Annotated in this window: 20 protein-coding genes; 12 read left to right on the plus strand and 8 right to left on the minus strand. The window is 67.8% G+C overall.

Annotation, left to right across the window (positions count from 1 at the left end; all coding sequences use genetic code 11):
* The 5 genes from A9974_RS29510 to A9974_RS16415 all read left to right on the plus strand — a co-directional run.
* Positions 1-155, plus strand: a 155-nt coding sequence (locus A9974_RS29510) for a PP0621 family protein (RefSeq protein ID WP_255468203.1), incomplete at its 5' end; no start/stop codon positions are given.
* A gap of 89 nt (positions 156-244) precedes the next feature.
* Entirely contained in the window at positions 245-448 is a 204-nt protein-coding gene (locus A9974_RS16400) for a stability determinant (protein ID WP_183005236.1), read from the plus strand.
* A gap of 45 nt (positions 449-493) precedes the next feature.
* Positions 494-769: a type II toxin-antitoxin system RelE/ParE family toxin gene (locus A9974_RS16405; RefSeq protein WP_183005237.1), complete on the plus strand. Its 276-nt coding sequence runs from the start codon at positions 494-496 to the stop codon at positions 767-769.
* An 83-nt stretch (positions 770-852) separates the two neighbouring features.
* Positions 853-1431: a 1,6-anhydro-N-acetylmuramyl-L-alanine amidase AmpD gene (gene ampD / locus A9974_RS16410; RefSeq protein ID WP_183005238.1), complete on the plus strand. Its 579-nt coding sequence runs from the start codon at positions 853-855 to the stop codon at positions 1429-1431.
* An 18-nt stretch (positions 1432-1449) separates the two neighbouring features.
* Entirely contained in the window at positions 1450-2070 is a 621-nt protein-coding gene (locus tag A9974_RS16415; RefSeq protein WP_183005239.1) for a glutathione S-transferase family protein, read from the plus strand.
* Between the two features lie 7 nt (positions 2071-2077).
* Here the strand turns inward: A9974_RS16415 and A9974_RS16420 are convergent, their stop codons facing one another.
* The 7 genes from A9974_RS16420 to A9974_RS16450 all read right to left on the minus strand — a co-directional run bounded on the left by A9974_RS16420 (position 2078) and on the right by A9974_RS16450 (position 9842).
* Positions 2078-3037, minus strand: coding sequence for a tripartite tricarboxylate transporter substrate binding protein (locus A9974_RS16420; RefSeq protein WP_183005240.1), 960 nt, complete (start codon positions 3035-3037; stop codon positions 2078-2080).
* A 52-nt stretch (positions 3038-3089) separates the two neighbouring features.
* Positions 3090-4574: an FAD-binding oxidoreductase gene (locus A9974_RS16425; protein WP_183005241.1), complete on the minus strand. Its 1485-nt coding sequence runs from the start codon at positions 4572-4574 to the stop codon at positions 3090-3092.
* The gene (locus A9974_RS16430; RefSeq protein WP_183005242.1) at positions 4571-5536 is read right to left on the minus strand and encodes a 2-hydroxyacid dehydrogenase; all 966 of its coding nucleotides are present in this window, start codon (positions 5534-5536) and stop codon (positions 4571-4573) included. The genes A9974_RS16425 and A9974_RS16430 overlap by 4 nt, the downstream gene beginning before the upstream one ends.
* On the minus strand, positions 5533-6210 hold the full coding sequence (locus A9974_RS16435) for an RraA family protein (protein ID WP_183005243.1): 678 nt from the start codon (positions 6208-6210) through the stop codon (positions 5533-5535). Before A9974_RS16435 ends, A9974_RS16430 begins: the two co-directional genes overlap by 4 nt.
* A 53-nt stretch (positions 6211-6263) precedes the next feature.
* Complete coding sequence (locus A9974_RS16440) at positions 6264-7238, minus strand: tripartite tricarboxylate transporter substrate binding protein (protein ID WP_183005244.1); 975 nt, start codon at positions 7236-7238, stop codon at positions 6264-6266.
* A 100-nt stretch (positions 7239-7338) separates the two neighbouring features.
* Positions 7339-8358, minus strand: coding sequence for an NAD(P)-dependent oxidoreductase (locus A9974_RS16445; protein WP_255468202.1), 1020 nt, complete (start codon positions 8356-8358; stop codon positions 7339-7341).
* Between the two features lie 8 nt (positions 8359-8366).
* Positions 8367-9842: an aldehyde dehydrogenase gene (locus tag A9974_RS16450; protein ID WP_183005246.1), complete on the minus strand. Its 1476-nt coding sequence runs from the start codon at positions 9840-9842 to the stop codon at positions 8367-8369.
* Between the two features lie 92 nt (positions 9843-9934).
* Here A9974_RS16450 and A9974_RS16455 point away from each other — a divergent pair, with 92 nt between their 5' ends.
* Entirely contained in the window at positions 9935-10885 is a 951-nt protein-coding gene (locus A9974_RS16455) for a LysR family transcriptional regulator (RefSeq protein ID WP_183005247.1), read from the plus strand.
* Between the two features lie 14 nt (positions 10886-10899).
* On the opposite strand, the gene A9974_RS16460 is transcribed toward A9974_RS16455, so the two are convergent.
* Positions 10900-11718, minus strand: a complete 819-nt coding sequence (locus A9974_RS16460; protein ID WP_183005248.1) for an IclR family transcriptional regulator — start codon at positions 11716-11718, stop codon at positions 10900-10902.
* Between the two features lie 264 nt (positions 11719-11982).
* On the opposite strand from A9974_RS16460, the gene A9974_RS16465 reads away from it, so the two are divergent.
* The 6 genes from A9974_RS16465 (at position 11983) to A9974_RS16490 (ending at position 18495) form a co-directional block, all read left to right on the plus strand.
* Entirely contained in the window at positions 11983-13017 is a 1035-nt protein-coding gene (locus A9974_RS16465) for a 2-dehydro-3-deoxygalactonokinase (RefSeq protein ID WP_183005249.1), read from the plus strand.
* Complete coding sequence (locus A9974_RS16470; protein ID WP_183005250.1) at positions 13014-13667, plus strand: 2-dehydro-3-deoxy-6-phosphogalactonate aldolase; 654 nt, start codon at positions 13014-13016, stop codon at positions 13665-13667. Before A9974_RS16465 ends, A9974_RS16470 begins: the two co-directional genes overlap by 4 nt.
* Positions 13664-14812, plus strand: coding sequence for a galactonate dehydratase (gene dgoD / locus A9974_RS16475; RefSeq protein ID WP_175191762.1), 1149 nt, complete (start codon positions 13664-13666; stop codon positions 14810-14812). Before A9974_RS16470 ends, dgoD begins: the two co-directional genes overlap by 4 nt.
* A gap of 35 nt (positions 14813-14847) precedes the next feature.
* Positions 14848-16158, plus strand: coding sequence for an MFS transporter (locus tag A9974_RS16480; protein WP_183005251.1), 1311 nt, complete (start codon positions 14848-14850; stop codon positions 16156-16158).
* 241 nt (positions 16159-16399) lie between these two features.
* Positions 16400-17110 carry an ABC transporter ATP-binding protein gene (locus A9974_RS16485; RefSeq protein ID WP_183005252.1) on the plus strand — a complete coding sequence of 237 codons (711 nt, stop codon included), beginning with the start codon at positions 16400-16402 and terminating at the stop codon, positions 17108-17110.
* The gene (locus tag A9974_RS16490; protein WP_183005253.1) at positions 17107-18495 is read left to right on the plus strand and encodes an ABC transporter permease subunit; all 1389 of its coding nucleotides are present in this window, start codon (positions 17107-17109) and stop codon (positions 18493-18495) included. The genes A9974_RS16485 and A9974_RS16490 overlap by 4 nt, the downstream gene beginning before the upstream one ends.
* Positions 18496-18499 lie beyond the last annotated feature (4 nt).

The raw sequence follows: 18499 nt of genomic DNA on the forward strand, positions 1-18499 counted from the left end.
CCCCTAAGCCGGGCGCCCCTCAGCCGGGCGCCCCCGAAGCCATGGTCCGCTGCGCCCATTGCGGCATCCACCTGCCGCGTTCCGAAGCGCTGCTGCAGGGCGGCCACACCTGGTGCAGCCCGGAACACGCGCGGCTGGGGCCAGCGGCGAAATAGGACAGAAGGGGCTGGCTGGGGTCTGTGTGCCCTGTTTAAATGGCTTAAACTGACCATCTGCGCGGAGCAATACATTACATGGCACAAGCGTGCTAATCCCCACACCCTCAACTTGCAACACCGAGGAAAGTGCGGTCGACTACGACCGCTGGTTCCGCGCGCAGGTGGAAGCTAGCTTGGCTGATACACGGCCCAGCATTCCTCACGATCAAGTCATGGCCGAAATGGACGACATCATCGCCCGGGCCGAACGCCGCGCCAGCATTTCCACCGCCCCGGCGTCCAAGGTGTAGCGGGCAATCGCGCCGCCGCACTCTGCTTGCCTGTCCCCCTGATTCATGCTGCCGATCGTGTGGCGCGCTCGCGCGCGCGATGATCTTGCCAAGATCATCATGTATATCGCCGAAAAGAATCCTCCAGCCGCTCGCTGCCTGCACATAGCCATCCAGGCTTCTGTGCTGCCTGTCGCCAGACATCCCTATGTTTTCAAGGGCGGACGCGTGACGAATACTCGTGAGATCGTGGTGCGCCCGAATGACGTCGTGGTCTACCGTGTCACTGCGTCTGCGGTAGAAGTCCTCAATGTCCTACATGCCCGTCAGAAATATCGCTAGTTCAGCACGAACATCCGTCTATTCTGCCGTTCGCGCCGCGCAGGCATAATGCATGTTGGATACAACACGTATGCTTCCTTCCCATGGCCCTGCTTCTGGATCGACATGGCTGGCTGGCGCCGGCCCCTGGTGTTTCCCGCCTGCCCTCTCCCAACTGCGACGCGCGCCCGCCGGGCACGCAAGTGTCGCTGCTGGTCCTGCACAACATCAGCCTGCCGCCCGGGCAGTTCGGCGGCCCCGAGGTTGCCGGGCTGTTCCTGAACACGCTGGACTACGGCTCGCACCCCTGGCTGGAACGGCTGCGCGGCCTGCGGGTGTCGGCGCACTTCTTCATCCGCCGCGATGGCCGCATCGTGCAGTTCGTGTCCACCGACGCGCGCGCCTGGCATGCCGGCGTGTCCAAGTTCGCGGGACGCGAGCGCTGCAATGACTTTTCCATCGGCATCGAGCTGGAGGGCACCGACACCCTGCCCTACACTGACGAGCAATACGTCGCGCTGCGCAAGCTGACACCCGTGCTGCGCACGCGCTATCCCCTGGCGGCCGCCTGGGGCCATGAGCACATCGCTCCTGGCCGCAAGAGCGACCCGGGCCCCGCTTTCAACTGGACGCGCTTTTCGCGCGACAGCGGCTTTGCGCGGCGGCAGTTGCCGCCCGCCTGACCCTTACAAGGATTCGTTATGTTGAAGATCTGGGGACGCCTGACGTCCGTCAACGTGCAGAAAGTCATGCTGGCGGTGCGCGAATTGGCGCTGCCTCACACATTCATCCAGGCCGGCGGCCCGTTCGGCGTGGTCGATACGCCCGAGTACGCCAAGATCAATCCCAACCGCACCGTGCCCGCCATCGACGACGGCGGCTTCGTGCTGTGGGAATCGAACGCCATCGTGCGCTACCTGGCCGCGCGCTACGGCGCCGGCACGCTGTGGCCCGAAGACGCCTGCATGCGCGCGGATGCCGACCGCTGGATGGACTGGCAGGCCACCGAATGGCAAGGCGCCATGGGCCCGGCATTCCTGGGCCTGATTCGCACGCCCGAAGACAAGCGCGACCGCGCCGCGATCGACCTGTCCGTCAAGCGCAGCAATGCCCGGGCGCAGATCCTGGACCAGGCGCTGCAAGGCCGCGAGTTCGTCGCCGGCCGCCAGCTGACCATCGGCGATATCGCCCTGGTCTGTTCGGCGCACCGCTGGCTGGCGCTGCCGATCGAGCGCCCCGATACGCCCGCGCTGTCGGCCTGGTACCGCCGCGTGATGATGCGCCCCGCGCCGCAGGGCGTGTTGACGTTGCCGCTGGAATAAGCCGGCCTTATTCGACCCAGGGCGTCTTGGCCCAGATGGCCCGCAGGCGGGTGTCGTCGCCTTTCAGGCGCTCTTGCCATTGCGGGCCATCCAGGTAGTCCATCTCGGTGAACTGCTGCTTCATCTGGGCCTGGAATTCCGGGTTGGCCGCGACGTTGCCCAAGGCCTTGCGCAGCTTGTCGGCCACGTCCGCCGGCAGGCCCTTGGGCGCCACGATGCCGCGTTCGGACGCGAACACCAGGTTCACGCCCAATTCCTTGAACGTCGGCACGTCCGGCCCCAGCGGCGATCGTTCGGCGCTGGCCTGTGCCAGCACCCGCATGTTCTTGCCGTGATAGGGCATGACTTCGCCCAGGTTCAACCCCCCGATCACCGTATGCCCGCCCAGCACCGAGCTGCGCAGCGGCCCTGCGCCGTTGTAGGGCACGTGGTTCAACTGCGTGCCCGTCAGGTTCTGAAACAGCACCAGGGCCAGGTGGTCGTCGGTGCCCACGCCGGTGGACCCGTAGCTGATGGCGCCGGGCTTGGCCTTTGCCGCAGCGATCAGCGCGTCCAGCGTCTGGTAGGGACTGTCGGCCGCCACGCTGAAGGCGCTGGGGTCGCGCACCAGATTCGCCAGATAGGTGAAGTCGCTGGTGGTAAAGCCCGCCTTGCGCTCGATGGGCAGGGACACCAGCCCCGGCATGTTGGTCATCGCCAGCGTATAGCCGTCGGGCTTGGCACGGGCCACGTACGACAGCGCGATGGCGCTGGACGCACCCGGCTTGTTCTGCACCACTACCGTGGCACCCAGTTCCTTTTCCAGGAACACCGCCAGCGAGCGGGCGGTCAGGTCGGTGCCGCCGCCAGGCGCAAAGCCCACGATCAGTTCGATCGGATGATCCGGCCAGGCCCATGCGGGCAACGCGGCGCACAGCCCCGCGACAGAAAGCGCGGCGCGCGCAACGGTCTTGTTCGAAAAAAACATGCTTGTCTCCTGGATGCTTGGTTCTTGGCGCTGATGGCTAAGCACGGATTTCTCAGTGCGGATTGCTCAGTGCCGATGTCTTGTTGCTGACTTCTTGATGCTTGTTTTCCGGGGTTCTGACGGCCGGCAGGACCTTGCCCGGATTCATCAGGCCCTGCGGGTCCAGCGCCTGCTTGATGCGTTGCATCAGCGCCAGCTCCACCGCGCCCTTGTAGCGTTGCAGGTCTTCGACACGGCGTTGGCCGATGCCCTGCTCGGCGCTGATCGAGCCGCCCCCTTGGTGCACGCGGTCGTGCACCAGGCGTTGGATGTCGGCTTGCCGCAAGCCTGGCGGGGGCAGCAGGTTGTAGTGCAGGTTGCCGTCGCCCAGATGGCCGAACACGCGCATCGCAACGCCCGGAAACGCTTCCTCAAGCGCCTGGTCCGTGGTCCGCACGAAATCGGGAATGCGCGACACGGGTAGCGAGATATCGTGCTTGATGCACGCATCGGCCTGCGCCAACGCCAAGGTGATGCTTTCGCGCAAGTGCCAGAAGGCGTCGCTCTGCGCCTGGGATACCGCCACGGCGGCATCGAGCGCTTCGCCGGCTTCCAACGCCTCCGCCAGCACGGTTTCCAGCTGCGTCTGCGCATGCTGCTCGTCTTCGCTGTCGGAGATTTCCAGCAGCGCGCACCAGGCCTTGTCGGGCAGCGCCGGAAAAGGCAGGCGCTGTGATGGAAACGCCCGCGCCACCTCGTGCAGGCAGGGCGCCGCCATGACCTCGAATGCGGTCAGCGCCGCGCCGAAGCCCGCGCGGGCGCGTTGCAACAGGCGCAGCGCCGCGTGCAGGTCCGGCACGACGATCAGAGCGGTGCGCTGCGCCCGCGGCAGCGGAAACAGCTTGAGCACCGCGGCCGTGATGATGCCCAGCGTGCCCTCGCTGCCGATATACAGGTCGCGCAGGTCGTAGCCGGTATTGTCCTTGCGCAGGCCGCGCAGCCCGTGCCAGATCTCGCCTTGCGGGGTGACGACTTCCAACCCCAGCGCCAGTTCGCGCGCATTGCCATAACGCAGCACCTGCGTGCCGCCGGCGTTGGTGGCCAGATTACCGCCGATGGTGCAGCTGCCTTCCGCTCCCAGCGAGAGCGGGAACAGGCGGCCCGCCTGCCGGGCGGCGTTCTGCACCGCCTGCAACACGCAGCCGGCTTCGACCGTGATGGTGTCGCCGTCCAGGTCGACGGCACGGATGTGATTCATGCGCACGAGCGATAGCACGAGCGCTGTACCGTCCGCGCTCGGCGTGGCGGCCGCCACCTGGCCCGTATTGCCGCCTTGCGGCACCACGGGTACGCCAGCGGCGGCGCACAGGCGCACCACCTGCGCCACCTCGTCGCATGAGCCTGGCCGCAGCACGGCCAGCGCGCGGCCGGTGACTGCCCGGCGCCAGTCGGTCAGGTAAGGCTCGGCGTCCGCGCCCGTCAATACCTGGGCGGCGCCCAGGCAGGCGACCAGATCGGCCAGCAGCGGCGCGTGGCTTGGCACGCCGGACGCGGTCATGACCGCCAGTCCCGCGCGGCCACCGGCGTGAGCAGCTTGCCGCTTTCCATGAAGGCCGCCACGTTGTCCAGCACCAGCTGCGCCATGGCGCGGCGTGTTTCGCGCGTGGCGCTGCCCACGTGAGGCATCAGGGATACCTGATCGAGATCGGCAAACTCCGTGGCGGGCGTGGGTTCGCGTTCCAGCACGTCCAGGCCGGCGCCGCCCAGTTCGCCCGCGCGCAATGCCGCCAGCGCGGCGGCCTGATCCACCACGCTGCCGCGCGCGATGTTGACCAGGATGCCCTGGGGACCCAGCGCGCGGATGACGGCGGCGTCGACCAGATGGCGCGTGGCGGGGCCGCCCACACAAGCGACCACCAGGAAATCCGCCCAGGTGGCCAGGTCCGTCAGACGGGCCTCGTAGCGGTACGGCGCCTGGGCCCGCGGCGTGCGGTTGTGATAGCGCACGTCCATGTCGAACCCCGCCCCGCGCCGCGCAATGGCTTCGCCGATGCGACCCAGGCCCAGAATGCCGAGCCGCTTGCCGGATACGCGCGTGGTCACCGGAAACTGCCCCAGAGCGCGCCATTGGCCGCCCTTCACGTAGCGATCGCCCACGGCGGTGCGGCGCGCGGCGGACAAGAGCAGCGCCCAGGCCAGATCGGCCACGCAGTCGTCCAGCACGTCGGGCGTGACGCTGACGTTGACGCCGAGCCGGGCTGCCGCCTGCAAGTCCAGCGTGTCGTGGCCGACGCCCCAGCTGCACACGGCCTGCAAGGCCGGCAGCGCATCGAACATGGCCTGCGTGAAGCCGTGGCGCACCGAGGTGACGGCCACGCGCAGGCCGCGCAGTTCGTCGCCGAAAGCGGCCAGGCCCTGCGGCTCGCGCCAGGCGGGCAGGACCCGGTAGCGCGACGCCAGCTGCTGGTCGAATTCCGGCCCCAGCGACGCCACCTGGACAATGTCGTAGGCAGCAGTCACGCGGGCGCTCCGGCACGGGCGGGGATGTAGTTCGCGGCAGCGGCGGCCTCGGCGAACGACAGGCCGTCGCGGATACCTTGTTCCACCCGCGCATCGGTGTCCTGCGCCTGCTGCGCCGCGGCCAGCACGGCTTCCAGCTGCGCCCGCGGCACCACCACCAGGCCAGTGTCGTCGCCCACCACCAGGTCGCCTTCTGCCACCGTCACGCCGCCGATGGTGACAGGCCGGCCCATGGCTTGCAGGCGCAACCGCGTCTTGCCCGTCAAGGGTGTGACATGGCGGGCGGCCAGCCACAGGCCGGTGGCTTCGATTTCGTCGACGTCGCGACAGGCGCCGTCGATCACCACGCCGGTGGCCTCGCGCTTGGACGCAGCCAGTGAGGCAATGCCGCCAAAGGTGGAAATGCAGGCCCCGCCCGCGTCCACCATCAGCACGCGGCCAGGGCCGGTGGCGGCCACCAGGCGTCCCACCGCGAAATCGGCGCGGTCGAAGTCGCCCAGTCCCCCACTGACGTGGCGGGCCGTGACGGCAAAGCCGGCAATGCGGCCTTGTCCTGCGCGCCGCGGGATGCCCTGCACCACCCCGGCGATGCCCAGGGTATCCATGGCGTCGGCCCAGGTGCTGGTGCCATAGGCGGCGCAACGCGCCAGCAAAGCGTGTTCGGTATTGCTCATTTTGCGAGGTCTCCTGTCGGGACGGCGTGGCGGCCATCCCGGGGTGAACGGGATTAATCGATCTGCGCGCCGGAGAGCTTGACGCCCTCGGCCCAGCGCTGCGCCTCGGCGTTGATAAAAGACTGGAACTGCTGCGGCGAACTGTTGTTCACCTCGCCACCCATGTCCTGCAGTTTCTTGGTCATCTCCGGCGTGGCGACGATCCTGGCGACGTCGCGATAGATCTTCTCGCGCAGGTCCGCCGGCATGCTGGCCGGCGCGAACAGCCCGAACCAGGTCGCGGCCTCGAAACCCTTCATGCCGGCTTCCTCCAGCGTGGGCACCTGGCCAATGGCCTCGACCCGCCGCGGATGCGCCAGCGCGATCGCGTGCAACTTGCCCGACTGGATGTACGGCAGCGCGGCGGACAGGGTGACGAACGCCATCTGCACCTGACCGCCGATCAGGTCGGTCAGCATCGGCGCGTCGCCGCGATACGGCACGTGGACCAGCTTCATGCCCGTCCTGGCCTTGAACAGCTCGCCGGTCAGGTGCTGGGGCGTGCCGTTGCCGGTGGACGCCATGCTCAGGCCCTGCGGCGCCGCCTTGCCGTAAGCGATGAGTTCGTCCAGGTTCTTCACCGGCAGCGACGGCGCGGTCACCAGCACCAGCGGAATCGTCGAGGTCAACGTCAGCGGCGCGAAGTCCTTCAGCGGGTCGTAGTTCAGTTTCTTGTACAGGCTGGCGCTGATGGTGTGCGCCGCCGTCGTCATGTACAGCGTGTAGCCATCGCCCGGCGCGCGCGCCACGGCTTCGGCAGCCACGGTAGTGCCTGCGCCCGGGCGATTGTTGACGATGACCTGCTGCCCCCAGGCCGCGGGTAGTTTTTCGGCGATCAGCCGCGCGATCACGTCGGTGGCGCCGCCCGGCGGGTACGGCACCACCAGCGTCACCGGCTTGTCGGGAAAGCCCGCGGCCGATGCCATGGCGCTGCCCAACGCCAGCCCCAGGGCCAGCAGCGCCCCACCCATGCTTTTCAACTTCCTCATTGCCTTGTCTCCTCGTGGTGTGCCTGAGCGGCACTTTTTTAGGTGCCCGCGCTCTATGGCGCGGTGCACGGGACTACACGGGCGCGGCTTGCTCGTAACGTCAACCGCCGCCTTGCTGCTCGCGCCAGGCCAGTAAGCGCGCCACGCCTTCGGCCATGCCGACCTTGGGCTGCCAGCCGATGTGCTGGCCCGCCAGGTCGTGCGGAATATGGAACGCCCCGCCCGAGGTCAGGCGCACGGTGCCGGGGGGGTCGGGCTTGATCTCGGGCTGCAGATCGCTCTTGCAGTAGTCGAGCACCAGCCGCACCAGCTCACCGGTGGTGATGGGCGCGGGGCCGGACACATTCACGGCCACGTCGGTCGCCGCGCTCTGGAACGCCGCGACGTTGGCGCGCGCCACGTCCGAGACGTGCACGAAATGTTTGGTGTCGGTGCCATCGCCCGGCAACACGGGGCGCTCGCCCTGGCGCACGCGGTCATAGGTTTCCATGATGTACAACGAATTGGCGGCGCGGTAATGCTGCCGTTCTCCGTACACAGTGGAATAGCGCAGCACCACGTAGTCCAGGCCGGCCTTCTGGTAGTACTGGCGGCACAGCTGTTCGCCCATGATCTTGGAGGCGCCGTACAAAATGGCGGCAGGGGGTGCGCCCACGGAATGGAAGGGGCCATTCTCGACCAGCGCGCCCGCGATACCCGTGCCATAGCCGTACACCGCATTGGACGAGGCGAAGACGATCTTTCTGACTTTATTGACGCGGCAGGCTTCCAGCATGTTCTGTGCGCCGCGCACGTTCACGTCCACGGCCTGCCACGGCGTTTGCGCAAAGCCCAACGTCATGTAGGCGGCCAGGTGCAGCACGCCGTCCACGCCTTCGGTGGCAGCCAGCAGGTCGGGCAGGCGCATCAGGTCGCCGCGCACCACTTTCACGCGCGGATTGTCCTGCAGATGAGCAATGGCTTCGGGCGTGCCGAAGGCGAAGTTGTCCAGCAGGATCACCTCGCGCGCACCGGCGGCCAGCAGCGCGTCGGCGGTGTGCGAGCCCACCAGGCTGGCGGCGCCGGCGATCAGGATGCGGGAATCGGCCAGCGTCAGCGCCGCGTTTTTCTTTTCAGTCATCATGGTGTTCAAAGTCCCATCGGTTTGTCGTGCATGCCCCAGTACAGGCTCTTGACCTGGCTATACAGGCGCAGGCCGTGCAGGCCCTTTTCGCGGCCGATGCCGCTGGCCTTGAAGCCGCCGAACGGCGTGGCAATGTGCGATTGCTTGTAGGTGTTGATCCAGACCGAGCCCGCTTCGATATCGCGGGCCACGCGCCAGGCGCGGGCGTAGTCGCCCGTCCACATGCCGGCGCCCAAGCCGAAGGGGGTGTCGTTGGCCTGGTTGATCACGTCGTTTTCGTTGTCGAATGGCAAGGCCACCAGCACCGGGCCGAAAATCTCTTCCTGGCAGACGCGCGCCTGGTTGCCCAGGCCGTCGATAATCGTGGGCAGGTAGAACCAGCCGTTGGCCAGCGCGGCCTGCGAGGGTGCGGCGCCGCCCACCAATACCCGGCCGCCTTCCCCGCGGCCGATGTCCACGTAGCCAGCAACCTTTTCACGATGGGCGCGCGACACCAGCGGGCCCATCTGCGTGGCCGGGTCGTCCGGCAGGCCGACGCGCACCTGCTGCGTGCGGGTCACGAGTTCGTCCATGAAGCGCTTGTAGATGGATTTCTGCACGAACAGGCGCGAGCCGGCCACGCAGCTCTGGCCAGCCGAGCCGAAGATGCCCGAGATCACGCCCGCCACCGCGCGATCCAGATCGGCGTCGTCGAACACGATGTGGGGCGATTTGCCGCCCAATTCCAACCCCACCGGGATCAGGCGCTGGCCCGCGATGCCGCCGATGATGCGGCCGGTCTCGGTGCCGCCGGTGAACGACACCATGCGCACGCCGGGATGCTTCACCAGCGCCGCGCCCACGTCTTCGCCATGGCCGGGCAACACCGTCAGCAAACCGTCGGGCAGGCCGGCTTCACTGCACAGCCGCGCCAGTTCCAGCGCCAGCTGCGGCGTTTCCTCGGATGGCTTGAGCAGCACGGCGTTGCCGGCGGCCAGCGCCGGCGCGGCCTTTTGGGCCTCGTTCATGATGGGCGAGTTCCACGGCGTGATCGCCGCGATGACGCCGAACGGTTCAGCCAGGGCCATCGAGAAGTACTCGCCGCGCGGCGAGGTCATCTCGTTCTGCCAGGTCTCGCACACGGCGGCGTAATAGCGGAAATGCCCCGCCGCGCTGTCGACCATGTTCAGGCATTCTTTCCAGGGCTTGCCGCTGTCCTGCATCTGCAGGCGCGCCAGCGGCTCGCGTTCGGCAGACAGGCGCCGTCCGATTTCATACAGGGTGGCGGCACGCTGATCGGGGCGCAGCTTGCGCCAGGGCTTGTTCTGGAATGCGTCCCAGGCAATGGCGACGGCCGTGTCCACGTCCTGCGCCGTAGCGCGCGTGACGATGCCGGCAATACTGCCGTCGGCCGGGTTGATGGAGGTGATGACGGCGTCGCCGTCTTGGCTGTGGCGCCAGTTGGCGCCCAAGCGGAAGGGCTTGTGGCTCGATGCGTCCATAACGTCTTGGGTCCGGGAGTTCTTCGGTAGGCGTCATCATCGGCCGGTCGATTATTAGACACAAATAGATATTTTTCTAATATTCTTAGTCTATGGCTATAAATATCAAATACCGGCCGCTCAAGGCCTTTCTGCTGGCGGTGGACACCGGTTCGTTCACTCACGCGGCCAATCAACTCGGCGTCACGCAGCCGTCGTTCACAGCCCTGATCCAAGACCTGGAAGAAGTGCTCGGCCTGCGCCTGTTCGAACGCACCACGCGCAGCATCAGCCTGACTTCCGCGGGCCAGGACTTCTATGCCCGGGTGCAACGGCCCATCGCCGACCTGGAAGAGGCCTACCGCAGCCTGGCGGACCTGGCGGCCGTGCGCCGCGGCAGCGTCGCGCTGGGCGCCCTGCCGTCAACCGCCCTGGCCTTGCTGCCGGCGGCCGTGGGCACGCTGAGCCGGGCGCATCCGGCCTTGAAAGTGCGGGTAGTGGAAGCGCACAACGATGAGTTGATGGCCATGCTGCGCACCAACCAGATCGAGTTCGCGGTGGGCGCCCTGCCCGAGCCGGTGTCGGATCTGTCTTTCACGCCGATGGCCGAAGACTGCTTCTGCGCCATCTTTCCCGCCGGCCATCCGCTGGGGGATGCGCCGGGGCTGCTGCATTGGCGCGACGTGCTGCGCTATGACCTGGTGCTGCTGTCGCAAGGCTCAAACGCGCGGCAGCAGTTCGACCGCGCGGTGCGTGATGAAGTCGGCGCGCCGGTCACCGCGCTACGCTACGACGTGACCAACATGGGCACCGCGGCCAGTATGGTGCGCCAGGGCCTGGGCGTGAGCGTGTTGCCGCGCCTGGCACTGCCGGAATTGAATCTGGCGGGGCTGCGCGCAGCTGCGCTGTGCGATGCGTCGGCGCGCCGCTATATCGGTCTGCTGCACCGGCGCGATCGATCACTCTCGCCCGCTGCGCAGGCGCTGGTCGCCGAATTGGAAATCGCCATGGACAACATTGCGCGGCAGCTGTTGCCGCTGCCGCCGCTGGCAGGGGTCGCCTGACCCCATCACGGCCATCAGCCGCGCGCCACCTTCCAGCCCAGTTCCGCCGAAATCTCCGCCGCCGCGCCTTGCACGACGGCAACCATTTCCTGCATGCGCTCCAGCGACATGTACGGCACCGTGCTGGACACGCTGATCGCGGCGACGATGCCGCTGGACGCGTCGCGCACCGGCGCCGCCACGCAGCGGATCGAAGGCTCGTTGTCTTCCAGGTCGAACGCGTAGCCGTTGGCGGCGTAATCGCGCATGCGGTCACGGAAGGCTTCCCAGGTCTGACGGCCGCCCGGCGCGCGCGACGACACCGGCGCGCCGACGCGATGCAGCGCCTTCCATTGCGGCTCATCGGCGTCCAGCAGCAGCGCCTTGCCCACGCCCGTGGCGGCCAGCGGCATGCGGTGCCCCACGCGCGAGCGCATCTCCAGCCCCTTCTTGCCAGGGATCTTTTCCAGGTACAGCACTTCGTCGTTGTCGCGCACGGCCAGGTGGATGGTGTCGCCCGTCTGCGCCGCCAGGCTGTCCAGGTAGGGGCGCGCCAGCGTCGCCATGGGAAAGGCCTCGCGCGCCTGGAAACCCAGTTCGATGAGCTTGGGCCCCAGCACATACCCCACCCCGGCCAACGACCGCAGATAGCGTTCCTGCACCAGGCAGCTGGCCAACCGATGCGTGGTGCTGCGCGCCACGCCGATGCGGGCGCAGATTTCCTTCAGGTCGCGCGCGCCCCCCGCAACCGCCTGGATCACGGCCAGGCCACGCATGAGCGTCTGCGTGCCGGCGGGGGCCGCGGCATCGGGATCGATTGGGAAAGAAGCGGCAGGGGACGACGTGGCGGTCATGGGATGCGGCAGAGTCGGAAGTAAAGGCGAAACGGGATGGCTGCCTGGTATGGTGCCACAGGAATATTCCCTATATGTGGGATTAAATTCTATATTTTGAGATTTTTCAAGCGCTGATCTAGAATTTTTCGCAATGCCCGCGCGGCGCCTCTCCGGCGCCGCGACGAGCTTGACGACAACAAGGTCGGCGAACCCCTGCCCCATGCGCCCTGCTCTCGCGGCGCCCGGCCAGCGGGCCGGCGGCCCGAGACGAGACAGACTCTGATGACAACCGGATTGCCTGCCCGCGCGGCCCTCATAGCGCTGGACTGGGGCACCTCTTCGTTGCGCGCCTATCGCCTGGATGGCGCCGGCCGCACGCTGGATACGCGCCATCTGCCCTGGGGCATCATGCGGTTGCCCCAGCCGCTGCAGGAAGGCGCCGCCACCGCGAATGCCCTGTCGGGCTTCGAACTGGCTTTCGAGCAAGCCTGCGGCGACTGGCTGCGCGCCGAGCCGAACCTGCCCGTGATCGCCTGCGGCATGGTCGGCAGCGCCCAGGGCTGGCAGGAAGCCGCCTATCTGGACGTGCCGGTCGACCTGCCGCGCATCGGCACCCTGCTGACCCGCGTCGAACGCGCGGGCGCCACGCCGGTGCACATCGTGCCTGGCCTGATCCAGCGCCACGGCCTGCCCAACGTGATGCGCGGCGAAGAGACCCAGGTCTTCGGCGTGCTGTTCGACCAGCCCGGCGGCGGCGCGGATGACGTGCTGATCGGCCTGCCCGGCACCCACTCAAAATGGGTCAACGCACGCCGCGGCCGCGTGACTCACTTCGATACCTTCATGACCGGCGAGGTCTACGCCGCGTTGCGCGGCCACACGATCCTGGGCCGCACCATGACCGAGGCGCCCGCGCCCGACATGGCGGCGTTCGAGCGCGGCGTGAAGGTGGCCGGCGCCCCCGCCGGACGCGCCGGCGTGCTGTCGACGATTTTCAGCACGCGCGCGCTGGGACTGACCGGCGAACTGGCCGGTGGCGCGCAGGCCGACTACCTGTCGGGCCTGTTGATCGGCCACGAAGTCGCGGCCCTGGCCGACATGCTGCGCCAACAGGGCGAGCTGCCGCGCATCGTGCTGTGCGGCGACGACACGCTGTGCCAACGCTATCTGGTAGCGCTGCATCACTACGGGCTGGGCACGCCCGAGCAGGCCCGCAACGCCACCGAGCGCGGCCTGTGGCACCTGGCGGTCAGCGCCGGGCTGGTGCCCGCCGCCGCGGAATCTTCCCCGCCCATATCGACCAAGGAAACCCCATGACGCATCCCGGACTGCAAGCCGCGATGGCCCGCTGCGGCCTGATCGCCATCCTGCGCGGCATCACGCCCGCCGAGGCCGTGCCGATCGCGCGCGAACTCTACGCCGCGGGCTTTCGCCTGATCGAAGTGCCGCTCAATTCGCCCGAGCCGCTGGCCAGCATCCGCGCCATGCGCGATGCGCTGCCGGCCGATTGCCTGGTTGGCGCCGGCACGGTGCTCGACCCCGACGACGTGGCTCGCATCCAGGACGCGGGCGGCGAGATCATCGTGATGCCGCACAGCGACCCCGCCGTGATCCGCGCGGCCAAGGCCGCCGGGCTGGCGTCCTGCCCCGGCGTGGCCACCCCCACCGAGGCCTTTGCCGCGCTTGCAGCCGGCGCCGATGTGCTGAAGATGTTCCCGGCCGAACAGCTTGGCCCCGCCGTGCTGAAGGCCTGGCGCGCTGTGATGCGCCCGCCGATCGCGCTGGTGCCGGTCGGCGGCATCACGCCCGACAACCTTTCCACCTACGCCCAGGCGGGCGCCAGCGGCTTCGGCCTGGGCTCCGCCTTGTACAAACCCGGCCTGACGGCCACCGAAGTCGGCCAGAACGCGCGCGCATTCATCGCCGCCTGGCAACGCGCCTATCCCGCCCAGGAGACCCAAGCATGAAGATCACCAAGCTCACCACCTACATCGTGCCGCCCCGGTGGTGCTTCCTGAAGATTGAAACCGACGCCGGCATCGTCGGCTGGGGCGAGCCTGTCGTCGAAGGCCGCGCTCACTCGGTGGCCGCCGCCGTCGAAGAACTGTCCGACTACCTGATCGGCAAGGACCCGCGCAACATCGAGGACCACTGGACGGTGCTGTACCGCGGCGGCTTCTACCGCGGCGGCGCCATCCACATGAGCGCGCTGGCCGGCATCGACCAGGCGCTGTGGGACATCAAGGGCAAGCACCTGGGCGTGCCGGTGTCGCAGCTGCTGGGCGGCAATGTGCGCGACCGGATTCGCGTGTACTCGTGGATCGGCGGCGACCGGCCCGCCGACACGGCCGCGGCCGCCAAGAGCGCCGTGGAGCGCGGCTTCACCGCCGTGAAGATGAACGGCACCGAAGAGCTGCAGTACATCGACTCGTTCGACAAGGTCGAGAAGTGCCTGGAGAACGTGGCCGCCGTGCGCGACGCCGTGGGCCCCAACGTCGGCATCGGCGTGGACTTCCATGGCCGGGTGCACAAGCCCATGGCCAAGGTGCTGATGAAGGAACTGGATCCGTTCAAGCTGATGTTCATCGAAGAGCCGGTGCTGAGCGAGCACTACGAAGCCCTGAAGGAACTGGCGCCGCTGACGTCCACGCCCATCGCGCTGGGCGAGCGGCTGTTCTCGCGCTGGGACTTCAAGCGGGTGCTGTCCGAAGGCTACGTCGACATCATCCAGCCCGACCCCTCGCACGCCGGCGGTATCACCGAAACCCGCAAGATCGCCGCCATGGCCGAGGCCTACGACGTGGCGCTGGCGCTGCACTGCCCGCTGGGTCCGATCGCGCTGGCTACCTGCCTGCAGATCGACGCCGGTTGCTACAACGCGTTCATCCAGGAGCAGAGCCTGGGCATCCACTACAACGCCGCCAACGACCTGCTCGACTACGTCAGCAACCGCGAAGTCTTCGCCTATGAAGACGGCATGGTCGCGATTCCCCAAGGCCCCGGCCTGGGCATCGAGGTCAACGAGGAATACGTCAAGGAACGCGCCGCGGTCGGCCACCGCTGGCGCAACCCCGTCTGGCGTCACGCCGACGGCAGCTTCGCCGAATGGTAAGTCCCGCGAGCCGATAAAAGAGAGAGGAGACCCCCTTGACCACCGCCACCCACCCGGGCCTGCAAGGCGCCCAGCGGCCCACGCGCAGCCGCTATCTCATCATGGTGATGCTGTTCATCACCGTCGTCATCAACTACCTGGACCGCAGCAACCTGTCCATCGCCGCCCCCGCCCTGAAGGACGAGTTCGGCCTGGACACCGTGCATGAAGGCCTGATCCTGTCGGCCTTCGGCTGGACCTACGCCGCCATGCAGATCCCCGGCGGCTGGCTGGTGGACCGCGTGTCGCCGCGCGTGCTGTACGCGGCCGCGCTGATCCTGTGGTCCGCGGCCACGTTCTTCATGGGCTTCGCGGGCAGCTTCGTGATTCTGTTCGTGCTGCGCCTGGCCGTGGGCGCGCTGGAAGCGCCAGCCTATCCGATCAACAACCGCGTCGTCACGACGTGGTTTCCGGAAAAGGAACGCGCCACCGCCATCGGCTTCTACACCTCGGGCCAGTTCGTCGGCCTGGCGTTCCTGACGCCCGTGCTGGCCTGGCTGCAGCACCACTACGGCTGGCACATGGTGTTTGTCAGCACCGGCCTGCTGGGCATCATCTGGGGCGTGATGTGGTACATGATCTATCGTGAACCGCGCCAGTTCAAGGGCGCCAACGCGGCCGAGATCGAGCTCATCCAGCAAGGCGGCGGCGTGGTCGACCTGGACAAGCGCGCGCGGGAGAAAAAAGCCCCGTTCAACTGGAACGACCTGGGCCTGGTGATGAGCCGCCGCAAGCTGTGGGGCGTGTACCTGGGCCAGTTCTGCCTGACGTCGACCCTGTGGTTCTTCCTGACCTGGTTTCCCACTTACCTGGTCAAGTACCGCGGCATGGACTTCATCAAGTCGGGCTTCCTGGCGTCGGTGCCGTTCCTGGCGGCCTTCGTCGGCGTGCTCTGCTCGGGCGTGCTGTCCGACTTCCTGATCCGGCGCGGCGCCACCGTGGGGCTCGCGCGCAAACTGCCCATCATCCTGGGCCTGTTGATCTCCACGTCGATGATCGGCGCCAACTTCACCGATTCCACGCCGTGGGTCATCTTCTTCCTGGCTGTCGCCTTCTTCGGCAACGGCCTGGCGTCGATCACCTGGTCGCTGGTGTCGACGCTGGCGCCCGTGCGGCTGCTGGGCCTGACGGGCGGGGTATTCAACTTCGTGGGCAACCTGTCGTCGATCTGCACGCCGATCGTGATCGGCTTCCTGGTATCCAAGGACAGCTTCGCGCCGGCCATCGTGTACGTGTCGTCGCTGGCCTTGCTGGGCGCGCTGTCGTACATCCTGCTGGTCGGCAAGGTGGAGCGGATCGAAGCCTGATCCCGCGCATTGCCGCAACCGAGGGCGCCTGTATGGGCGCCCTTTTTCATGCGCGGCGCCTGCGTGCACAAGCGCGCCGCCGCCGGCTTGCCGACGCATTCGCTGGCACGTCGCGGCTTATCATTGTTATGATATAACATATCTATTTTTAAACCCGACCCAGGCGGACCCGCAGGCCCTCGGTCCGCGCCGCCACGCGCCCCTTCCCTTTCCGACATCTTCAACCGAAGAAGGACACCCCGTGCTTGAAGCCATCGGCCTGACCAAACGCTACGGCGACCAGATCGCGCTGCATCCGCTGGACCTGCGCATTGAGCCGGGCGAGATCTATTGCCTGCTGGGCGCCAACGGCGCCGGCAAGACCACCACCATCAACCTGTTCCTGAACTTCATCTCGCCCGACGGCGGCCGGGCCCTGATCAATGGCCTGGACGCGGCGCGCGAGCCGCTGGCCACCAAGCAGCACCTGGCCTACATCCCCGAACAGGTGAACCTGTACGGCACGCTGACGGGCCTGGAAAACCTGCGTTACTTCGCGGCGCTGGCGCTGGGCGAGGCGCCGCCGCGCGAACGCCTGCTGGCGCTGATGGCCGACGTGGGACTGGAGGCAGCCGCGGCGGACAAGCGCGTGGCTGCCTATTCCAAGGGCATGCGGCAAAAGGTCTGGATCGCGGTGGCCCTGGCCAAGAACGCGCGCGCCCTGCTGCTGGACGAACCGACCTCGGGCCTGGACCCATCGGCCGCGGCCGAATTCACCCGCCTGCTGCAACGCGCCAGCGAGCGCGGCGTGGCCATCCTGAACACCACCCACGACCTGTTCCACGCCCGCCAGACCGCCACGCGCGTCGGCATCATGAAACGTGGCCGGCTGGTCGACAGCCTGGACAGCCGCGAGATCAGCGATATCGATCTGCAAGCCCTGTACCTGGCCCACATGAAGGCCGACGCATGATCTTGCTGATCGCCTTCAAGGACCTGCGCGAACGGCTGCGCGACGGCCGGCTCTATTGGGCCGGCGGCATCGTCGCCGTGCTGCTGCTGACCGCGCTGGCGGTCGGCTACCTGCATCAGCAGGAAGCGCGCGCCGAGCAGGCCGCCGCCCAGAACGCCGATTACGGCGACTGGCTCAAGCAGGGCGCGCGCCATCCGCACGATGCTGCCCATCAGGGCATGCACGTGTTCAAACCCGACACGGCGCTGGCGCTGCTGGATGCCGGCATCAACCCGTACATCGGCAGCACCGTGTGGTTGCAGGCGCACCGCCAGAGCGAAGTGAAGTTCCGTCCCGCGCAGGACGCCACCGGTTTGCAGCGGTTTGGCGACCTGTCGGCCGCGTGGATCCTGCAGGCGCTGGGGCCGCTGCTGGTGATCGTGCTGGGTTTCAACGCCTTCTCGGGCGAGCGCGAACAGGGCATCCTGCGCCAGACGCTCAGCCTGGGCGTGGCGCCGTGGCGCCTGTTGTGGGGCAAGGCCGCGGCGCTGGGCATGAGCCTGGGCCTGTTGCTGGTGCCCGCGGCGGTCGCGGCCGGCGTGGCGGTTTGGCTGGCGGGTGGCGGGATCGATGCGCTGTGGCGCTTCGGCGCCCTGTCGGCCGGCTATGCCCTGTACCTGGCCACCTTCGTCTTCATCACGCTGGGCGTGTCGGCCGCCGCGCGGTCATCGCGCGTGGCCATCACGGTGCTGCTGGCCCTGTGGATCGCCAACACCGTGGTCGCCCCGCGCGTGATGGCCGAGCTGTCGCGCGGCCTGCATCCCAGCCCGACCCGCCTGGAATTCAACCAGGCCTTGCAGGACGACCTGAAAGCCACGTCGGACCGCGTCTGGATGCAGGCCTTCGGCACGACCGAACGCTGGAGCCGCGACGTGCCGCTGAATCAATGGGGCCTGGCGCTCAAACTGGATGACCAGTCCAGCTATGCCGTCTACGACCGCCACTTCGGCGGCCTGTGGGACACCTGGGAACGGCAGCAGGCCGTGCAGGAGGCCGCCGGCTGGCTGATGCCGCTGCTCGCCATCCGCGCCTTCTCGGCCGCCATGGCCGGCACCGACTTCGCCCACCACCGCGACTTCACCGTGGCCGCCGAGCGCCAGCGCCGCGTGATCCAGGACATCGTCAGCGCCGACCTGGTGGCGCACGCCGACACGCTGGACCACCAGCATTTTTCCTATCAGGCCAGCCCGTCGCTGTGGGCGCGCGTGCCACCCTTCCAATACCAGCCGCCCGCCGCCGGCTGGGCGCTGCACGAGGCGCGCCTGAGCCTCTTGATGCTGGCCGCCGCACTGCTGCTGAGCCTGGCCTTTGCCTGGCGCGCCGTGGCCCGCCAGACTGCCCTGTAGGAGA

Origin of the sequence: Achromobacter sp. UMC71 (genome assembly GCF_014170305.1) — a bacterium.
Lineage (GTDB): Bacteria > Pseudomonadota > Gammaproteobacteria > Burkholderiales > Burkholderiaceae_B > Achromobacter.

Bases quoted from the DNA above. Each gene is read 5' to 3' on its own strand.
- A9974_RS16455 (WP_183005247.1), top strand. From the start codon at position 9,935: ATGGCTATAAATATCAAATACCGGCCGCTCAAGGCCTTTCTGCTGGCG.
- A9974_RS16490 (WP_183005253.1), top strand. From the start codon at position 17,107: ATGATCTTGCTGATCGCCTTCAAGGACCTGCGCGAACGGCTGCGCGAC.
- A9974_RS16440 (WP_183005244.1), bottom strand. From the start codon at position 7,238: ATGAGGAAGTTGAAAAGCATGGGTGGGGCGCTGCTGGCCCTGGGGCTG.
- A9974_RS16465 (WP_183005249.1), top strand. From the start codon at position 11,983: ATGACAACCGGATTGCCTGCCCGCGCGGCCCTCATAGCGCTGGACTGG.
- A9974_RS16420 (WP_183005240.1), bottom strand. From the start codon at position 3,037: ATGTTTTTTTCGAACAAGACCGTTGCGCGCGCCGCGCTTTCTGTCGCG.
- A9974_RS16435 (WP_183005243.1), bottom strand. From the start codon at position 6,210: ATGAGCAATACCGAACACGCTTTGCTGGCGCGTTGCGCCGCCTATGGC.
- dgoD (WP_175191762.1), top strand. From the start codon at position 13,664: ATGAAGATCACCAAGCTCACCACCTACATCGTGCCGCCCCGGTGGTGC.
- A9974_RS16415 (WP_183005239.1), top strand. From the start codon at position 1,450: ATGTTGAAGATCTGGGGACGCCTGACGTCCGTCAACGTGCAGAAAGTC.
- ampD (WP_183005238.1), top strand. From the start codon at position 853: ATGGCCCTGCTTCTGGATCGACATGGCTGGCTGGCGCCGGCCCCTGGT.
- A9974_RS16460 (WP_183005248.1), bottom strand. From the start codon at position 11,718: ATGACCGCCACGTCGTCCCCTGCCGCTTCTTTCCCAATCGATCCCGAT.
- A9974_RS16425 (WP_183005241.1), bottom strand. From the start codon at position 4,574: ATGACCGCGTCCGGCGTGCCAAGCCACGCGCCGCTGCTGGCCGATCTG.
- A9974_RS16445 (WP_255468202.1), bottom strand. From the start codon at position 8,358: ATGACTGAAAAGAAAAACGCGGCGCTGACGCTGGCCGATTCCCGCATC.
- A9974_RS16450 (WP_183005246.1), bottom strand. From the start codon at position 9,842: ATGGACGCATCGAGCCACAAGCCCTTCCGCTTGGGCGCCAACTGGCGC.
- A9974_RS16405 (WP_183005237.1), top strand. From the start codon at position 494: ATGCTGCCGATCGTGTGGCGCGCTCGCGCGCGCGATGATCTTGCCAAG.
- A9974_RS16470 (WP_183005250.1), top strand. From the start codon at position 13,014: ATGACGCATCCCGGACTGCAAGCCGCGATGGCCCGCTGCGGCCTGATC.